A 16,875-nucleotide genomic window follows, 5' to 3' on the forward strand; every position below is an offset into this window, starting at 1 on the left:
TGGCTTTCGCCAGTGCGTACACAAAGTGTACAGCAAACTTTTGTGATGCGTCGCTTTTACCGCGACAGACCGCAGAATGTAAAAAGCCCCGCAGGAGCTGCGGGGCCTTCAATTCGTGCGTTCAGACGTCAGACGTCTGCGTCACGACAACCTTACTCAGCAACGATGCTGATGTATTTACGGTTGTTCGGACCTTTAACTTCGAACTGTACTTTGCCGTCTGCGGTAGCAAACAGGGTGTGGTCACGACCACAACCTACATTGGTACCGGCGTGGAATTTGGTGCCACGCTGACGAACGATGATGCTACCTGCCAGAACAGATTCACCACCGAAACGTTTTACACCCAGACGTTTTGCATTGGAGTCACGACCATTTCGAGTCGAACCACCAGCCTTTTTATGTGCCATTTGTCAGATCTCCTCTTACGCCGTGATACCAGTGATTTTCACATCAGTGAACCACTGGCGATGGCCTGCTTGCTTACGGTAGTGCTTACGACGACGAAACTTAACAATCTTAATTTTTTCGCCACGACCGTGAGCAACAACTTCTGCCTTGATCATTCCGCCTGAAACCAGTGGCGCGCCGATTTTCACGTCTTCGCCATTAGCAATCATCAGAACCTGGTCAAACTCAATCGTTTCACCGGTTGCGATGTCCAGCTTTTCCAGGCGAACGGTCTGACCTTCGCTTACTCGGTGTTGTTTACCACCACTTTGGAAAACCGCGTACATATAAAACTCCGCTTCTGCGCTTGCCTTTTAGTTCATCAGGCGGCGCGCTAAATATTCACAATAGGGCGCGAATTCTACGCAAAACTCCAGAAGAAGACAAGAGCACTTTGCACACTCTTGCAGAAAAAAAACACAGGCTGAATGCAACCGTTTCTCAGGCACAAAATTCAAGTACAATCAGTAACAGATTACCTGAACGCTGGCTGGGTAAACCACTTACCATGGCAGAGATAACGAGTCATAGCTGAAAAGACGAATGAACTTAGAACAGATTAATGAATTAACCGCACAGGATATGGCTGCCGTTAACCAGACCATCCTCGACCAGCTGAATTCGGATGTCTCGCTCATCAACCAGTTGGGCTACTACATCATCAGTGGTGGGGGCAAGCGTATCCGTCCCATGATTGCCGTGCTATCCGCACGTGCCATGGGCTACAAGGGCGACCTGCACGTGACCAATGCGGCGCTGATCGAATTTATCCACACCGCCACGCTGCTGCATGACGATGTCGTGGATGAATCCGATATGCGTCGTGGCAAAGCGACCGCGAACGCGGCGTTTGGCAATGCGGCAAGCGTGCTGGTCGGTGATTTTATTTACACTCGTGCCTTCCAGATGATGACCAGCATGGGGTCGCTGCGTATCCTGGCGCTGATGTCAGAAGCAGTAAACGTCATTGCTGAGGGCGAAGTCCTGCAACTGATGAACGTTAACGATCCCGACATTACCGAAGAGAGCTACATGCGCGTGATTTACAGTAAGACCGCGCGCCTGTTTGAAGCAGCCTCACAGGCTTCGGCGATACTGGCTGAAGCCACGCCTGAAGAGGAAAAGGCGCTGCAGGATTATGGGCGCTATCTGGGTACTGCTTTCCAGTTAATTGACGATTTGCTGGATTACAGTGCTGACGGCGAGACGCTGGGTAAAAATACCGGCGATGACCTGAGCGAAGGCAAACCGACGCTGCCGCTGCTGCATGCCATGCAGCACGGCTCGCCTGAACAGGCGAAGATGATCCGTGAAGCTATTGAGCAGGGAAATGGCCGCCATCTGCTTGAGCCGGTGCTGGAGGCGATGAATCAGTGTGGTTCGCTGGAATGGACGCGCAGCCGCGCGGAACAGGAAGCGGATAAAGCGATTGAAGCCTTGCGGATTCTGCCCGAATCCCCCTGGCGCAGCGCGCTGGAGTCGCTGGCACACATGTCAGTTCAGCGCGACTTCTGATCCCTCACGGAGCCTGCCGGGCTCCGTTTTTACGACCCTGCTCTCACTTCTTTTTGTTCCCTATTAGCTATTGCACTCCTGTTGCGTGCCACGACACAGACCAGAAGCTGGATCCAAATATTACTGGAAATTATCAGGAAACATTTGCTATAAAATTCTGACTATTTCCAGATAATGGTAAAAGGAAAACCAGCATCTCGCTGGACGATGCAATGACAAGGAAAAGGAGAACAGGTTATGCAAGAAAGAAAGGAAGACTGGCACCCGGCTGACATTATCGCGGCGCTGCATAAGCGTGGTATGACACTGGCGGCGCTGTCACGCGCAGCAGGCCTGAGTTCATCAACGCTGGCTAATGCACTGACGCGTCCCTGGCCCAAAGGCGAATGGCTGATTGCCGACGCGATTAAGGTTCATCCCAGTGAGATCTGGCCCAGCCGCTATTACGATCCCGATACAAACTGTCTGCTGGATCGCAGAAAACGTATCCGGACGCCTGCCGATCAGACGGATAATGCCTGAGATCTCAGGCGATCCTCAGGCGAAAAAAAACCAGCCCCCGCGGGGGCTGGCTATTTCAGCGCATCTGCAGAACTACTCTTCGCTGACGCGCTCGATGTTCGCGCCCATCGCTTTCAGCTTATCTTCGATGTGCTCATAGCCACGATCAATATGATAAATGCGATCAACGAACGTCGTTCCTTCCGCAATGCAACCTGCCAGAACCAGGCTGGCAGACGCACGCAAATCGGTCGCCATCACCTGCGCACCTGACAGGGTTTCAACCCCGTGACAGATCGCTGTGTTGCTCTCAATCTCAGCATGTCCGCCCATACGAATCAGTTCCGGAATATGCATGAAACGGTTTTCAAAAATGGTTTCGGTAATCACGCCCGTGCCTTCCGCAACCATATTTAACAGAGTGAACTGCGCCTGCATATCGGTCGGGAAACCCGGATGCGGTGCGGTGCGCACATTGACCGCTTTTGGTCGCTTGCCATGCATATCCAGACTGATCCAGTCTTCACCGGTTTCGATATCGGCACCCGCATCACGCAACTTCGCCAGCACTGCATCCAGCGTATCGGGCTGAGTTTTATGACACATTACTTTACCGCCTGAAATAGCGGCAGCCACCAGGAAAGTACCGGTTTCGATACGATCGGGCAGGACGGTATAGACACCGCCACCCAGACGCTCTACGCCTTCGATAGTAATTTTGTCGCTGCCTGCACCACTGATTTTAGCGCCCAGGGTATTAAGGAAGTTGGCTGTATCGACAATTTCCGGCTCACGCGCCGCATTCTCGATTACGGTAGTACCAGTCGCCAGCGTTGCAGCACTCATGATGGTCACGGTTGCGCCAACGCTGATTTTGTCCATGACAATCAGCGCGCCCTTCAGGCGGCCATTGACTGACGCTTTAACATAGCCCTCTTCCAGCTTGATCTCGGCACCCAGCTGTTCCAGACCGGTAATGTGCAGGTCAACCGGGCGCGCGCCAATCGCGCAGCCACCCGGCAGGGAAACCTGACCCTGACCAAAACGTGCCACCAGTGGACCCAGCGCCCAGATTGAGGCACGCATGGTTTTGACCAGATCGTAAGGCGCACAGAATACATCTACCGCGCTGGCATCGACATGCACAGAACCGTTGCGTTCCACCTTCGCACCCAGCTGGCTCAGCAGCTTCATGGTGGTATCAATGTCGCGCAGCTTTGGCACATTCTGGATCTCAACCGGCTCTTCAGCCAGCAGGGCAGCAAACAGAATAGGAAGCGCGGCGTTCTTCGCCCCGGAAATGGTTACTTCACCACTTAAGCGGGTGGGGCCTTGCACACGAAATTTGTCCATTAACACGGCTCTCAATTAACTAGCTAAAGATTGGACTCGCCAGCGACGAGTTCACCACGCTGGGGATCAGAAACCGTTGAGTTTACGGTCACGCGCCCATTCAGCGGGAGTATAGGTTTTGATAGAGACAGCATGAATGCGGTTATCCGCAATAAATTCCATCAGCGGCGCGTAGACAGCCTGCTGCTTTTTGACGCGGCTCAGTTCGCCAAACAGTTCGCCTACGGCGATCACCTGAAAATGGCTGCCATCATTGCTCATCACGTGCACTTCGTCTAAAGGCAATGCTGCCATCAGCACGGCCTGAATTTCACTGTTTTCCATTGGGCTTAACTTCACTTAATAATAATAAGGCTGACATAGTAGAGGAAAGCGGCTGACTCTTAAATACGCAAAAGCCCCTGTTGAAAACAGGGGCTTAGCATAACAACCGGAAATCAGGCGCTTTTATCCGCAGAAACAATAATCTGTTGCAGATTGTAAAGCGTAATCAGCGAATGCAGTTTGTCGCTGATGCCCGTAAAGCGAGGGGTAATACCCTGTGCCCGTGCGATTTCCCGCAGGTGCACCAGCAGGGCAAGTCCGGAAGAGTCCACACGCTCCAGCGCCGCGACATCGATGGTATCGACATCTTTAATCAGCGTCTCACGTTGCTGCCACAGGCTCATTAACGTGTCGCGATCCAGTTCGCCTTTCAGCAATAGCGTGCTGGCTTCCCGCTCCCAGCGTAACGATTCGTGCATTATTTTTGTTTATCCAGCGTGATGGGCTGTGCCGCAGAGGATTTCAGTTGCGCTGTCAGACCATCGATACCTTTAGTACGCAACAGATCGCTCCACTCATTTTGTTTGGTGGTGATCATGCTGACGCCTTCAGCGATCATGTCATAAGCCTGCCAGTTACCGCTCTGGCTGTTTTTACGCCACTGGAAGTCGAGGCGAACCGGTGGGCGACCATTTGGGTCGATAATGGAGACCCGAATGGCGACAATCTGAGCATCGCCCAATGGCTGCTCAGGCTGAATCTGGTAGCTCTGACCGTTGTAGAGTGCCAGAGCCTGACCATAAGCCTGTGCCAGATAGTCACCAAAGGCGCTGAAGTAGGCTTCACGCTGCGCCGGGGTCGAATCACGATAGTAGCGGCCCAACACTAACGCGCCCGCATATTTGATCTGTACATAGGGCAGCAGCTCCTGACGCACAATCTGACGCAGGTAGTTTGGATCCTGCTTGATTTTAGGCTGCTCATTTTTAAGACGGGTAAAGGTCTTTTCCGCCGCTTCGTTCATCAGCTTGTAGGGATTGCTTTGATCGGCCGCTGTCGCCGTTAGCGGTACGGCAACCACCAGCATGGCAATCATCAGTAAACGTTTAAACATGGTATACCCTCTTCTTTAAGGTTGAGCCGGTGCCGCAGGCGCAGCACTGTCGCCTTCCTGCGCATCCTTGTTGTCACTGTTTTGTTTGTTATCGCCGCTCTTGTAAAGGAACTGGCCAATCAGGTCTTCAAGCACCATGGCTGACTTGGTATCGCGTAGCGTATCGCCATCTTTCAGCATCGCCGAACCGAGTTCAGGATCGTCAAAGCCTAAGTTGAGCGCCAGAAACTGCTCACCCAGCAGTCCCTGCGTGCGTATCGCCAGCGAGCTGGTGTCTGAAATTTTATTCGCATACTGATCGCTGATCTCCATCGTGACACGTGGCAGCAGCGTTTTCGATTCAAGCTCAATGTCCGTTACCCGGCCAATCACTACACCGCCAATTTTGACCGGCGAACTGGCTTTCAGGCCGCCGATATTGTCAAACGTGGCGTAGAGTTTCCACGTTGGCTCTGTGCCCATCGACTTTAAATCGGCGACGCGCAGACAGAGAAACAATGCGGCGATCAACGCCATAATCATAAAAATGCCAACCCAGATTTCGCTTTTTTTGCTTTGCATTGCATCAATTCCCAAACATCAGTGCTGTCAGCACAAAATCCAACCCGAGCACCGCCAGTGAAGCATGTACTACGGTACGCGTTGTCGCGCGACTGATCCCTTCAGAAGTGGGAATCGCGTCATAGCCATTAAAAAGAGCAATCCAGGTAACCGTCACGGCAAAGACGGTGCTTTTGATGATGCAGTTAACAACGTCGGTGCGGAAATCGACCGCGTTCTGCATGGCTGACCAGAAGAAACCAGAATCGATTCCCTTCCAGCTCACGCCAACCAGTGCACCGCCAGCGATGCCAACGGCAGTAAAGATCAGTGCGAGTAGCGGCATGCTAATAAAACCGGCCCAGAAGCGCGGCGAAACAACGCGACGCAACGGATCCACCGCCATCATCTCCATGCTGGAGAGCTGTTCAGTGGCTTTCATCAGACCGATTTCAGCCGTGAGCGCCGAGCCTGCCCGTCCGGCAAACAGCAGCGCGGTCACGACCGGCCCCAGCTCACGCAGCAACGACAGCGCCACCAGCATACCCAGACTGGTTTCAGCACCGTATGTGGTGAGTACCAGATAACCCTGAAGTCCGAGTACCATGCCGATAAACAGGCCAGACACCACAATAATCAGTAACGACAACACGCCAACACTATAGAGCTGTTTAATCAGTAGCGGCGAATGTCTGCGAAACGCGGGTTTTCCTACCAGCGCGTGAAACAGCATTAATCCTGCGCGTCCAAAACTGGCGCACGTTTCAATTCCCTGACGACCGAATGACGCCAGCGCCTTCAAGACCATCTGTTTAGTTACTCCCTGAGCCGGTTAAATCAGCGAGATAGTCGCCGGCAGGAAAACGGAAGGGAACCGGACCATCCGCATCGCCATCAATAAACTGGCGGACGCGCGGGTCATTATTCTCTCGCAGTTCCGGCGTGGTGCCGTGTGCGATAATTTTTTGTCCGGCCACGATATAGGCATAGTCCGCGATACTCAGTACTTCCGGTACGTCGTGCGAGACCACAATACAGGTCAGGCCCAGAGCATGGTTAAGTTCGTCGATCAATTTTACCAGCACGCCCATAGTAATGGGATCCTGACCGACAAAGGGTTCGTCGAACATGATCAGCTCCGGTTCAAGGGCAATCGCGCGCGCCAGCGCCACACGACGCGCCATTCCGCCCGACAGCTCAGCCGGTTTAAGTTGAGCTGCACCACGCAGACCCACGGCTTCCAGCTTCATTAATACCGTGCTGTGCAGAATAGGTGCGGGAAGACGGGTATGTTCGCGCAGCGGCCAGGCGACATTTTCATAGACCGTTAAGTCAGTAAATAGCGCGCCAGACTGGAACAGCATGCTCATCTTTTTGCGCGCTTCGTACAATTTAGCGCGAGACAATGACGGAATGTTTTCGCCACGGAAAAAGATTTCCCCGCTAGTTGGCTGAAGTTGCCCCCCAATCAAGCGTAGCAGAGTGGTTTTTCCTATTCCCGACGGTCCCATTATCGCCGTCACTTTGCCTTTTGGCACGGTCAGCGAAATGTCGTCGAAGATGGTGCGATCTCCGCGCGAAAAACTCACGCCACGAACCTCAACCAGATTCGTTTGCTGCTGGATCATTATTACCTCTTGTAAGGATCGGGCGTAAACATGGGGTACGATGGTAGCCTGTTCGGTCCTGATTCACGATAGCTTTACAGAAACTTACCGCTAAGATTTGGCGAAAATGGTCATTAAATTTACTTTTGCCGTTCAGACGGTCAAAATCAGCGGCTGTCTCGCCAAACAGAACCTTAAACCGGTCGGGAAAGGCATTGCCGACCTGGGTTTTTACGCAAGGATTTTTCATGTTCGTAGCTTCTGCACTGCTGATTATCGGTTTGCTTTTACTGGCATATGGTGCCGATCGTCTGGTGTTTAGCGCCTCTATATTGTGTCGATCATTTGGCATCCCGCCACTGATCATTGGCATGACCGTTGTCAGCATAGGCACCTCGCTGCCAGAAATGATCCTCTCCTTTTCTGCGGCCCAGCATGGCCAGATGGATCTGGCTGTTGGTACCGCGCTTGGCTCGAATATTACCAACATTTTACTCATTCTCGGTGCCGCTGCGCTAATGCATCCACTCAGCGTTCATTCTAATCTGATACGTCGTGAACTGCCGTTGATGTTGCTGGTTACCCTGCTCAGCGGATTCATGCTGTTTGACAATCAGCTTAGTCGACTGGATGGAATTGGCTTGATCGCCATCGCCGCTATTTATCTGATGGTGGTGATTCGCATTGCGCGTAAAGCAGAACGGGACAACAACGACACCCTGACGCGCGAGCAGCTGGCCGAGCTGCCCCGCGAAGAGAGCGGAAATACGGTGGCCTTCCTCTGGCTGGCCGTCGCGCTGATTATCCTGCCGATGTCGACCCGGATGGTGATCGACAATGCCACCGCCTTTGCCGACTACTTTGGCGTCAGCGAACTGGTGATGGGCCTGACGCTTATCGCCGTGGGCACCAGCCTGCCCGAGCTGGCGACGGTGATTGCCGGGGCACTGAAAGGTGAAGATGATATCGCGATCGGCAACCTGATCGGCGCCAACATTTATAATATTGCTATCGTGCTGGGCCTGCCGGCGCTGATTCACCCCGGCAGTATCGACTATCACGCCTTTGCCCGTGATTACTGGGTGATGCTGGGGGTCAGCGTGCTGTTTGCCCTGCTCTGCCTGCTGCGTCGCCGACGCGTTGGCCGCATCGCCGGCCTGATTTTACTCTGTGGTTTCTTCGTCTGGGTGACGCTGCTGTGGATGCAGCCGGCATTCATGGACGGCTAACAAGGACAGACTCACTATGTCATATCAGCAACCAACAGCTTTTGATTTTCAGCAGGCGGGAAAAAACGTCCTGCGCATTGAGCGTGAAGGACTGGAACAGCTCGATCAATATATTAATGACGATTTCGCCCGCGCCTGCGCCCTGATCTACGCCTGCCAGGGGAAAGTGGTGGTGATGGGCATGGGCAAGTCTGGTCATATCGGCAAAAAAATGGCGGCGACCTTTGCCAGTACCGGCACGCCAGCGTTTTTTGTTCATCCGGCCGAAGCCAGCCATGGCGACCTGGGCATGGTGAGCAAAAATGATGTCGTGATCGCCATCTCCAACAGCGGTGAGTCGAACGAAATCCTCGCGCTGATTCCGGTGTTAAAACGCCAGCATATTGCGCTGATCTGCATAACCGGACGGCCTGACAGCGCGATGGGCCGGGTTGCCGATGTGCATCTGTGTGTCCATGTTCCCCAGGAAGCCTGCCCGTTAGGCCTTGCGCCAACCACCAGCACCACAGCCACACTGGTGATGGGCGACGCGCTGGCGGTTTCGTTACTTGAAGCGCGTGGATTCACGGCGGAAGATTTCGCCCTCTCCCATCCTGGCGGAGCGCTGGGCCGCAAACTACTGCTGCATGTATCCGATATCATGCACAGCGGCGATGAGCTGCCGCACGTCACCCGTGACGCCTCACTACGTGATGCGCTGCTGGAAATTACCCGCAAAAATCTGGGACTGACGGTCATTGTCGACGGTCTGATGAAAATTGAAGGTATCTTTACCGATGGTGACCTGCGCCGCATCTTTGATATGGGCATCGATTTTCAGCGCGCCACTATCGGGGAAGTGATGACGCCAGGTGGCATCCGCGTCCGGCCAAATATGCTGGCGGTTGAAGCCCTGAACCTGATGCAGACCAAAAACATTACCTCGATTCTGGTGGCCGATGACGACCATCTGCTCGGTGTGGTACATATGCATGACATGCTGCGCGCTGGCGTAGTCTGAACAGGAAAAGAAAATGCAACAGGCAATTCCCACGATTGACACCTGCTATGGACCGGTCAGTGCTGACGTCATGGCGCGCGCCAGCAACATTCGTCTGCTGATCTGCGACGTCGATGGCGTCATGTCCGACGGGGTGATCTACATGGGGAACAATGGCGAAGAGCTGAAAGCCTTCAACGTGCGGGATGGTTACGGTGTACGCTGTTTACTGACCGCCGATGTGGAAGTGGCTATTATTACCGGCCGCAATGCCCGTCTGATGGAAGATCGCTGCAAAACGCTCGGCATCCGTCATCTTTATCAGGGACAATCCGATAAGCTTTTGGCCTATCGTGAACTTCTGGATAAACTGTCTCTCTCTGATGAGCAGGTCGCCTATATCGGTGACGACCTGATCGACTGGCCGGTTATGGCGAAAGTGGGATTAAGCGTGGCAGTAGCGGATTCACATCCGATTCTGTTGCCGCGCGCGCAGTATGTCACGCGGATTGCGGGTGGACGCGGCGCAGTACGCGAAGTATGTGACCTGATCTTAATGGCGCAGAACAAATTTGAGGATGCCAAAGGGCAATCAGTATGAGTAAAAGCAGGCGTTGGATAACGCTGATTCTGACCTTGATTGCACTGGTTTTGATCGGCTGGAATCTTACCAACCAGGATGGCGATAGCACGCCAGTCGGGACGAATGGTCAGTCGCCGACCTATACCAGTGACGATTCTCACACTGTGGTGTATAACCCGCAGGGCGCGCTGTCATATAAACTGGTCTCTGACAAAGTGACCTATTTCTCGGATGACGAGCTGAGCTGGTTCGACAATCCGGTAATGACCACCTTTGATGAGAACAAAGTTCCCACCTGGACGTTACGCGCAGATAAAGCAAAGCTCACCAAAGATCGTATGCTTTATCTGTATGGCCATGTTGAGCTGAATACGCTGACGCAGGATTCCCAGCTTGAGCGGATCAAAACCGATAATGCACAGATTAACCTTGTCACTCAGGACGTTACCTCTGATGACCAGGTGACATTGTATGGCCGCAGCTTTAACTCCACCGGCATGAAAATGCGCGGCAATTTACGGACAAAAAACGCCGAGTTAATCGAGAAGGTCAAAACCTCTTATGAAATTCAAAATGAACAAAAATAGCCTGAAGATTTTACTGGCCAGTATGTTACTGGCAACCAGCGTTCCGGCGCTGGCCCTGACCGGTGACTCGGACAAGCCCGTCAATATTGACTCGCAGAATCAGGCGCTGGATTTGCAGGGCAATGTCGCGACCTTTACCGGCAATGTCATCGTGACGCAGGGCTCTATCAAAATCACGGCGGACAAAGTCGTGGTGACCCGTCCGGGCGGCGACAGCAAGAAAACCATCGTTGACGCCTACGGTAATCCTGCCACTTTCTATCAGATGCAAGACAGCGGTAAGCCGGTTCAGGGCCATGCCTCAAAACTGCACTACGAACTGGCTAACGATTTCGTTGAACTGACCGGCAATGCGTTCATTGAACAGCAGGACAGCAACATCAAAGGCGATCGTATTACCTACCTGGTAAAAGAGCAGAAAATGCAGGCTTACAGCCAGGGCCAGAACAAGCGCGTCACGACCGTCCTGGTGCCGTCGCAACTTCAGGATAAAGGTTCGTCCAACAGCGGAAAGAAGAGTAACTGATAGCTATGGCCACATTAATCGCAGAAAACCTGGCGAAGGCATATAAAGGCCGTCGCGTGGTAGAAGATGTCAGTCTGCAGGTAAAGTCCGGCGAGATTGTCGGCCTGCTCGGCCCGAACGGGGCCGGTAAGACCACCACCTTTTACATGGTGGTAGGTATTGTCCCGCGTGACGCGGGCCGCATTGTTATTGATGATGAAGATATCAGTATCCTGCCGCTGCATGCACGTGCGCGCCGTGGCATCGGCTATCTGCCGCAGGAGGCATCGATTTTCCGTCGCCTCAGCGTCTACGATAACCTGATGGCGGTACTGCAGATTCGTGATGACCTGACCGAAGAGCAACGTCAGGATCGCGCCCGTGAGCTGATGGAAGAGTTTCACATCGAGCACCTGCGCGACAGCATGGGTCAGGCACTGTCGGGTGGTGAACGACGTCGTGTTGAGATTGCCCGCGCGCTGGCTGCCAATCCAAAGTTTATTCTGCTGGATGAACCTTTTGCCGGGGTTGACCCTATCTCCGTTATCGACATCAAGAAGATCATTGAGCATCTGCGTGACAGCGGCCTCGGCGTTTTGATTACCGACCACAACGTACGCGAAACGTTAGCGGTCTGTGAGCGGGCCTATATCGTCAGCCAGGGCCACCTGATTGCGCATGGTACACCCAATGAAATTCTTGCGGATGAGCAGGTTAAGCGGGTTTATTTGGGTGAAGAGTTCAGACTCTGATAAGGTGTCGTTAATACCGATGTTTACCTGGGAACTACCATCCTGTCTATGAAGCAAGGTTTACAACTCAGGTTCAGCCAACAGCTGGCAATGACTCCACAATTGCAGCAGGCGATTCGTCTGCTGCAACTCTCCACGCTTGAACTCCAGCAGGAGTTACAGCTTGCACTGGAAAGTAATCCACTGCTTGAGCAGACCGATCTGCATGATGAGATTGACTCCCGGGAATCGTCGGAAGCCGAAGCGCTGGATACACGTGAAGCGCTTGAGCAGAAAGAGATGCCTGATGAGCTGCCGCTGGATGCCACCTGGGATGAAATCTACACCGCTGGCACCCCTTCCGGCACGGGTACCGATTATCAGGATGATGAGTTACCTGTCTATCAGGGTGAAACCACGCAGTCACTGCAGGATTACCTGATGTGGCAGGTCGAATTGACGCCTTTCAGTGATACCGACCGCGCAATCGCGACGTCTATCGTCGATGCTATTGATGACACCGGATATCTCACCGTCTCGCTTGAGGAGATCCTCGACAGCATTGGCAACGATGAGCTTGAAGCGGATGAGGTTGAGGCGGTGCTGAAACGTATCCAGCGTTTTGACCCGATTGGTGTGGGCGCACGCGATTTGCGTGACTGTCTGCTGGTTCAGCTTTCGCAGTATGCACCAGAGATACCGATGCTGGCTGAAGCGCGCCTGATTGTCAGCGAACATCTCGATCTGCTGGCCAATCACGACTTCCGCAGCCTGATGCGCGTCACGCGCCTCAAAGAAGAGGTGCTGAAAGAGGCGATGCTGCTGATTCAGTCACTGGACCCGCGTCCGGGTCAGTCGATCAACACTGGCGAGCCGGAATATGTTATCCCCGACGTGCTGGTACGTAAGGTTGGCAACCGCTGGACGGTTGAACTCAATGCCGACAGCCTGCCACGTCTGAAGATTAATCAGCACTACGCGGCAATGGGTGGCGCAACGCGCAATGACAGCGACACTCAGTTCATTCGCAGTAATCTGCAGGAAGCGCGCTGGCTGATTAAGAGTCTGGAAAGCCGTAATGACACGCTGCTGAAAGTCACGCGCTGTATCGTTGAGCAGCAGCAGGCGTTCTTCGAGCAGGGTGAAGAATTTATGCGTCCGATGGTGCTGGCCGATATCGCCCAGGCCGTTGAGATGCATGAATCGACCATTTCCCGTGTTACCACGCAGAAGTATCTGCACAGCCCGCGTGGCATTTTTGAACTGAAGTACTTTTTCTCCAGCCACGTTAATACGGAAGGTGGCGGCGAAGCCTCCTCTACCGCGATCCGGGCTCTGGTGAAGAAATTAATTTCGGCGGAAAACCCAGCCAAACCCTTGAGCGACAGTAAACTGACCTCCATGTTATCTGATCAGGGGATCATGGTGGCACGGCGTACCGTCGCCAAATATCGTGAGTCTTTATCCATCCCGCCATCGAACCAGCGTAAACAACTGGTTTGAAAGAAATGAGAAGGAAGACCTATGCAGCTGAACCTGACCGGGCAACATGTTGAAATCACGCCACCTTTGCGTGAATTCGTCAACAGTAAATTTGCCAAACTGGAACACTATTTTGAACATATCAATCAGGTCTATATTGTCCTGAAGGTTGAGAAAGTCACACAGGTGGCTGACGCAACACTCCACGTGAACGGTGGCGAGCTGCACGCCACGTCCGAAGCGGAAGATATGTATGCGGCAATTGATGGGCTGATTGATAAACTCGCCCGTCAGCTGACCAAACACAAAGATAAACTGAAAAAACACTAACCTTCACGCTAGCTACGCGCGCATGGCGCGCAGAGCCGACAGTATGGGGCGGATAATCCGCCCCGTTTTGTCATCTGAGCAAGCGCCGTTTGTCGCACATATCAGGGCGCTGGCGGTGAATGGCCTGGTGAACACGCAAGTGAAACGATAATGAACAACGATCTTACACTGGAATTGAGCACAGTGCTTTCGCCAGACTGCACCCGCAGCGGCGTACACTGCCAGAGCAAAAAACGTGCGCTGGAAATCATCAGCGAACTGGCCGCTAAGCAGCTCAACCTGCCGCACCAGACGCTTTTCGAAGCGATTCTGACCCGCGAACGTATGGGTAGTACCGGTATTGGTAACGGAATAGCCATTCCTCACGGCAAGCTGGAAGAGGATACACTGCGTGCGGTAGGGGTATTTATCAGCCTCGAGCAGCCGATTGCGTTTGATGCCGTCGACAACCAGCCGGTCGATCTGTTGTTTGCATTGCTGGTTCCGGCTGACCAGTGCAAAACACACCTGCACACCCTTTCACTGGTGGCAAAACGTCTGGCAGATAAAACGGTTTGTCGTCGTCTGCGTGCTGCGCAGAGTGATGAAGAACTCTATGCCATTATTACGGAAGTCCAGACAGAGCAGTAACGCGTCTTTACCGGCCCGGTGCCGGTTTTAAAACGGGAGAGAAGGTCATGGTGCTGATGATCGTTAGCGGTCGTTCAGGCTCGGGGAAGTCAGTGGCGCTCCGTGCGCTGGAAGATATGGGGTTCTACTGCGTTGATAACCTGCCGGTCGTGTTGCTGCCTGAGTTAGCCAACTCGCTGGCGGAACGCAATATTTCGGCGGCGGTCAGCATCGACGTCCGTAACATGCCTGAATCCCCGGAAATTTTTGAAACCGCGCTGAATAATCTGCCTGACACATTTTCACCTCAGTTGCTGTTTCTCGACGCCGATCGCAATACCCTGATTCGTCGTTACAGCGATACGCGCCGTCTGCATCCCCTCTCCAGCAAAAACCTGTCACTAGAGAGCGCGATTGATGAAGAGAGCGACCTGCTGGAGCCGCTGCGTTCACGTGCCGACCTGATCATCGACACCTCAGAGATGTCAGTGCATGAGCTGGCAGAGATGCTGCGTACCCGCCTGCTGGGCAAGCGCGAACGTGAGCTGACTATGGTGTTTGAGTCGTTTGGCTTCAAGCATGGCATTCCGATTGACGCTGACTATGTCTTTGACGTGCGCTTTCTGCCCAATCCCCACTGGGATCCTAAGCTGCGCCCGATGACCGGCCTCGATCGTCCGGTCGCGGCATTCCTTGACCGCCACACTGAAGTGCACAACTTTATCTACCAGACACGCAGCTATCTTGAACTCTGGCTGCCGATGCTGGAGACCAATAACCGTAGCTATCTTACCGTGGCAATTGGCTGTACTGGTGGCAAACACCGCTCAGTGTATATTGCAGAACAGCTGGCGGATTACTTCCGTTCGCGCGGTAAGAATGTACAGTCACGCCATCGCACGCTGGAAAAGCGCAAATCATGACCGTCAGACAAACTGTAGAAATCAAAAATAAGCTAGGCATGCACGCCCGTCCGGCGATGAAGTTGTTTGAGCTGGTGCAGAGCTTCGATGCCGAAGTATTGCTGCGCAACGAAGCGGGCACAGAAGCCGAAGCCAGCAGCGTGATTGCGCTGCTGATGCTCGACTCGGCTAAAGGCGGACACATAGAGATTGAAGCCAGCGGCCCGGAGGAGATCCCGGCGCTGGCAGCAGTCATTGAGCTGTTTGAAGCGGGTTTTGATGAAGACTAAGGCTTAGTCGAGCTTATTACGCTGCAGGAAGCCCTCACCGCCAAGCTGGCGCATCTGACGCATTATCCACTGCTGTCGCTCTCTGACGTAGCCTGAAGGTGCAGCAGCACGATAACGGATAGGATTAGGCAGAACCGCCGCCAGTAAAGCAGCATCGGCTGCAGTAAGCCGGCTGGCTGGCTTGTGGAAATAACGCTGTGAAGCTGCCTCAACGCCAAAGATACCCGGCCCGAACTCTGCAATATTAAGATAGACGGTCAGAATACGTCGCTTCGTCCAGACTGTCTCAATCCCTACTGTCAGCCCCGCTTCCAGACCTTTACGCACCCAGCTGCGGCCATCCCACAGAAACAGATTCTTGGCTGTCTGTTGTGACAATGTGGACGCCCCGCGCATCCGGCTATCGCTGTTATCCAGTACAGATTCAATCGCCGCGACATCGAACCCCCAGTGGTCCGGAAACTTTTGATCTTCGGAGGCGATAACGGCCAGCCCCATCCACGGCGAAATCTCATCATGTCCGACCCAGTCAGAATGGGCGACATAACTAAAGTCACCATGTAACCAGGCACTAATTTGGCGTTCAGCCATCACCGCTGAAAACGGTACCGGTAAGAACGAAAAGAGTAATATTCCCGCCAGCCATACGCCCAGCCACACCAGCAGGATACGACCAATAATACGTCTGATACGCTGTCCGACGCTTCCTTTATGCTTGTTCATGCAATCTTCCCACACTTGTTTCAGACGTTAATCAATCACTCATGTAATCACTGCCAGAAAAGCAGCTTTTCCACAAATATCGCTGAAAACCTCACAACGGTTTCCAGACTTTATTCAATCATTTTGCATCAAAATGCTGCAACAGTTCGAAATAGTTCAAGGACTTCCAGAAAAAAGGAATCGGTTCCATTCATGGCTACTGCTTAGCATCTTTCCAGATAAACACTTAATAATGGATAATAAGCACCGGTTCAAATCATTCATTATGCTTAACTGTTATTATTTTATGAATGATGAGCCGCCCAAAGCTTAAACAGAATCATGCTTATAACGTATAAATAAACAGCGCTTAACAGCATCACTCAACGTTGCTATGGCCCTGGTTACTTTCAGCAAGCACAATGATGTCAGCGCAATGAAAGGGCAAAGTTTTAGATTCTTTTTTATCATTCCAAATCGTTTTGGATAATTCGTGTCATTTCAGGGCGGTCACTTGCAATATCAGCGCGTTAGCCTGCCTCAGGAGGCAGATGTTAATGCCAGCTTAATTTACTGCGGCTCAGCCTTTGCTTTGGAGCTGA

24 protein-coding genes are annotated in these 16,875 nt (G+C 53.0%); 13 read left to right on the forward strand and 11 right to left on the reverse strand.

Annotated features, from left to right (window positions below):
• Positions 1–152 precede the first annotated feature (152 nt).
• Entirely contained in the window at positions 153–410 is a 258-nt protein-coding gene (gene rpmA, locus K6R05_RS16695; RefSeq protein WP_003851093.1) for a 50S ribosomal protein L27, read from the reverse strand.
• Positions 411–425: 15 nt separating this feature from the next.
• Positions 426–737 carry a 50S ribosomal protein L21 gene (gene rplU, locus K6R05_RS16700; protein ID WP_008925416.1) on the reverse strand — a complete coding sequence of 104 codons (312 nt, stop codon included), beginning with the start codon at positions 735–737 and terminating at the stop codon, positions 426–428.
• A gap of 256 nt (positions 738–993) precedes the next feature.
• Here rplU and ispB point away from each other — a divergent pair, with 256 nt between their 5' ends.
• A complete protein-coding gene (ispB, locus tag K6R05_RS16705; RefSeq protein WP_008925415.1) occupies positions 994–1,965 on the forward strand; it encodes an octaprenyl diphosphate synthase in 972 nt (323 codons plus the stop codon).
• A gap of 237 nt (positions 1,966–2,202) precedes the next feature.
• Positions 2,203–2,487, forward strand: coding sequence for a helix-turn-helix domain-containing protein (locus K6R05_RS16710; RefSeq protein WP_161731808.1), 285 nt, complete (start codon positions 2,203–2,205; stop codon positions 2,485–2,487).
• A 72-nt stretch (positions 2,488–2,559) separates the two neighbouring features.
• Here the strand turns inward: K6R05_RS16710 and murA are convergent, their stop codons facing one another.
• The 8 genes from murA to K6R05_RS16750 form a co-directional block, all read right to left on the reverse strand.
• Positions 2,560–3,819: a UDP-N-acetylglucosamine 1-carboxyvinyltransferase gene (gene murA / locus K6R05_RS16715; protein ID WP_161731806.1), complete on the reverse strand. Its 1,260-nt coding sequence runs from the start codon at positions 3,817–3,819 to the stop codon at positions 2,560–2,562.
• A 66-nt stretch (positions 3,820–3,885) separates the two neighbouring features.
• The gene (gene ibaG, locus K6R05_RS16720) at positions 3,886–4,143 is read right to left on the reverse strand and encodes a BolA family iron metabolism protein IbaG (RefSeq protein ID WP_010251880.1); all 258 of its coding nucleotides are present in this window, start codon (positions 4,141–4,143) and stop codon (positions 3,886–3,888) included.
• A 113-nt stretch (positions 4,144–4,256) separates the two neighbouring features.
• Positions 4,257–4,562, reverse strand: coding sequence for a lipid asymmetry maintenance protein MlaB (mlaB, locus tag K6R05_RS16725; protein WP_010251883.1), 306 nt, complete (start codon positions 4,560–4,562; stop codon positions 4,257–4,259).
• Positions 4,562–5,197: a phospholipid-binding protein MlaC gene (gene mlaC / locus K6R05_RS16730; RefSeq protein WP_161731804.1), complete on the reverse strand. Its 636-nt coding sequence runs from the start codon at positions 5,195–5,197 to the stop codon at positions 4,562–4,564. The genes mlaB and mlaC overlap by 1 nt, the downstream gene beginning before the upstream one ends.
• A gap of 15 nt (positions 5,198–5,212) precedes the next feature.
• Positions 5,213–5,758: an outer membrane lipid asymmetry maintenance protein MlaD gene (gene mlaD / locus K6R05_RS16735; protein WP_161731802.1), complete on the reverse strand. Its 546-nt coding sequence runs from the start codon at positions 5,756–5,758 to the stop codon at positions 5,213–5,215.
• 4 nt (positions 5,759–5,762) lie between these two features.
• Positions 5,763–6,545: a lipid asymmetry maintenance ABC transporter permease subunit MlaE gene (mlaE, locus tag K6R05_RS16740; protein ID WP_222924693.1), complete on the reverse strand. Its 783-nt coding sequence runs from the start codon at positions 6,543–6,545 to the stop codon at positions 5,763–5,765.
• Positions 6,546–6,549: 4 nt separating this feature from the next.
• Positions 6,550–7,365, reverse strand: a complete 816-nt coding sequence (gene mlaF / locus K6R05_RS16745) for a phospholipid ABC transporter ATP-binding protein MlaF (RefSeq protein ID WP_150011839.1) — start codon at positions 7,363–7,365, stop codon at positions 6,550–6,552.
• Positions 7,337–7,594: a hypothetical protein gene (locus tag K6R05_RS16750; RefSeq protein WP_222924694.1), complete on the reverse strand. Its 258-nt coding sequence runs from the start codon at positions 7,592–7,594 to the stop codon at positions 7,337–7,339. Before K6R05_RS16750 ends, mlaF begins: the two co-directional genes overlap by 29 nt.
• Between K6R05_RS16750 and K6R05_RS16755 the strand changes: the two genes are divergently transcribed.
• From K6R05_RS16755 to npr, 11 genes are all read left to right on the forward strand, one after another.
• A complete protein-coding gene (locus K6R05_RS16755) occupies positions 7,593–8,573 on the forward strand; it encodes a calcium/sodium antiporter (RefSeq protein ID WP_033731280.1) in 981 nt (326 codons plus the stop codon). The genes K6R05_RS16750 and K6R05_RS16755 overlap by 2 nt on opposite strands.
• A gap of 16 nt (positions 8,574–8,589) precedes the next feature.
• The gene (kdsD, locus tag K6R05_RS16760) at positions 8,590–9,573 is read left to right on the forward strand and encodes an arabinose-5-phosphate isomerase KdsD (RefSeq protein ID WP_161731794.1); all 984 of its coding nucleotides are present in this window, start codon (positions 8,590–8,592) and stop codon (positions 9,571–9,573) included.
• A 13-nt stretch (positions 9,574–9,586) separates the two neighbouring features.
• Positions 9,587–10,153 carry a 3-deoxy-manno-octulosonate-8-phosphatase KdsC gene (kdsC, locus tag K6R05_RS16765; protein ID WP_222924695.1) on the forward strand — a complete coding sequence of 189 codons (567 nt, stop codon included), beginning with the start codon at positions 9,587–9,589 and terminating at the stop codon, positions 10,151–10,153.
• Entirely contained in the window at positions 10,150–10,722 is a 573-nt protein-coding gene (gene lptC, locus K6R05_RS16770) for an LPS export ABC transporter periplasmic protein LptC (protein ID WP_161731790.1), read from the forward strand. The genes kdsC and lptC overlap by 4 nt, the downstream gene beginning before the upstream one ends.
• Entirely contained in the window at positions 10,697–11,248 is a 552-nt protein-coding gene (lptA, locus tag K6R05_RS16775; RefSeq protein WP_033731276.1) for a lipopolysaccharide ABC transporter substrate-binding protein LptA, read from the forward strand. The genes lptC and lptA overlap by 26 nt, the downstream gene beginning before the upstream one ends.
• Before the next feature lie 5 nt (positions 11,249–11,253).
• Positions 11,254–11,979: an LPS export ABC transporter ATP-binding protein gene (lptB, locus tag K6R05_RS16780; protein ID WP_009092467.1), complete on the forward strand. Its 726-nt coding sequence runs from the start codon at positions 11,254–11,256 to the stop codon at positions 11,977–11,979.
• Between the two features lie 48 nt (positions 11,980–12,027).
• Positions 12,028–13,461 (forward strand): RNA polymerase factor sigma-54, encoded by a 1,434-nt coding sequence (gene rpoN / locus K6R05_RS16785; RefSeq protein ID WP_222924696.1) that lies wholly within the window; start codon positions 12,028–12,030, stop codon positions 13,459–13,461.
• 21 nt (positions 13,462–13,482) lie between these two features.
• Positions 13,483–13,770, forward strand: coding sequence for a ribosome hibernation promoting factor (gene hpf / locus K6R05_RS16790; protein WP_161731786.1), 288 nt, complete (start codon positions 13,483–13,485; stop codon positions 13,768–13,770).
• A 150-nt stretch (positions 13,771–13,920) separates the two neighbouring features.
• Positions 13,921–14,400 (forward strand): PTS IIA-like nitrogen regulatory protein PtsN, encoded by a 480-nt coding sequence (ptsN, locus tag K6R05_RS16795; RefSeq protein WP_013359876.1) that lies wholly within the window; start codon positions 13,921–13,923, stop codon positions 14,398–14,400.
• 47 nt (positions 14,401–14,447) lie between these two features.
• Entirely contained in the window at positions 14,448–15,302 is an 855-nt protein-coding gene (rapZ, locus tag K6R05_RS16800; protein WP_010251920.1) for an RNase adapter RapZ, read from the forward strand.
• Positions 15,299–15,571, forward strand: a complete 273-nt coding sequence (gene npr / locus K6R05_RS16805; protein ID WP_010251923.1) for a PTS phosphocarrier protein NPr — start codon at positions 15,299–15,301, stop codon at positions 15,569–15,571. The genes rapZ and npr overlap by 4 nt, the downstream gene beginning before the upstream one ends.
• A 3-nt stretch (positions 15,572–15,574) precedes the next feature.
• On the opposite strand, the gene mtgA is transcribed toward npr, so the two are convergent.
• Positions 15,575–16,294 carry a monofunctional biosynthetic peptidoglycan transglycosylase gene (gene mtgA / locus K6R05_RS16810; protein WP_161731784.1) on the reverse strand — a complete coding sequence of 240 codons (720 nt, stop codon included), beginning with the start codon at positions 16,292–16,294 and terminating at the stop codon, positions 15,575–15,577.
• Positions 16,295–16,875: the final 581 nt, after the last annotated feature.

Source organism: Pantoea alfalfae (genome assembly GCF_019880205.1).
Classification (GTDB): Bacteria; Pseudomonadota; Gammaproteobacteria; order Enterobacterales; family Enterobacteriaceae; genus Pantoea; species Pantoea alfalfae.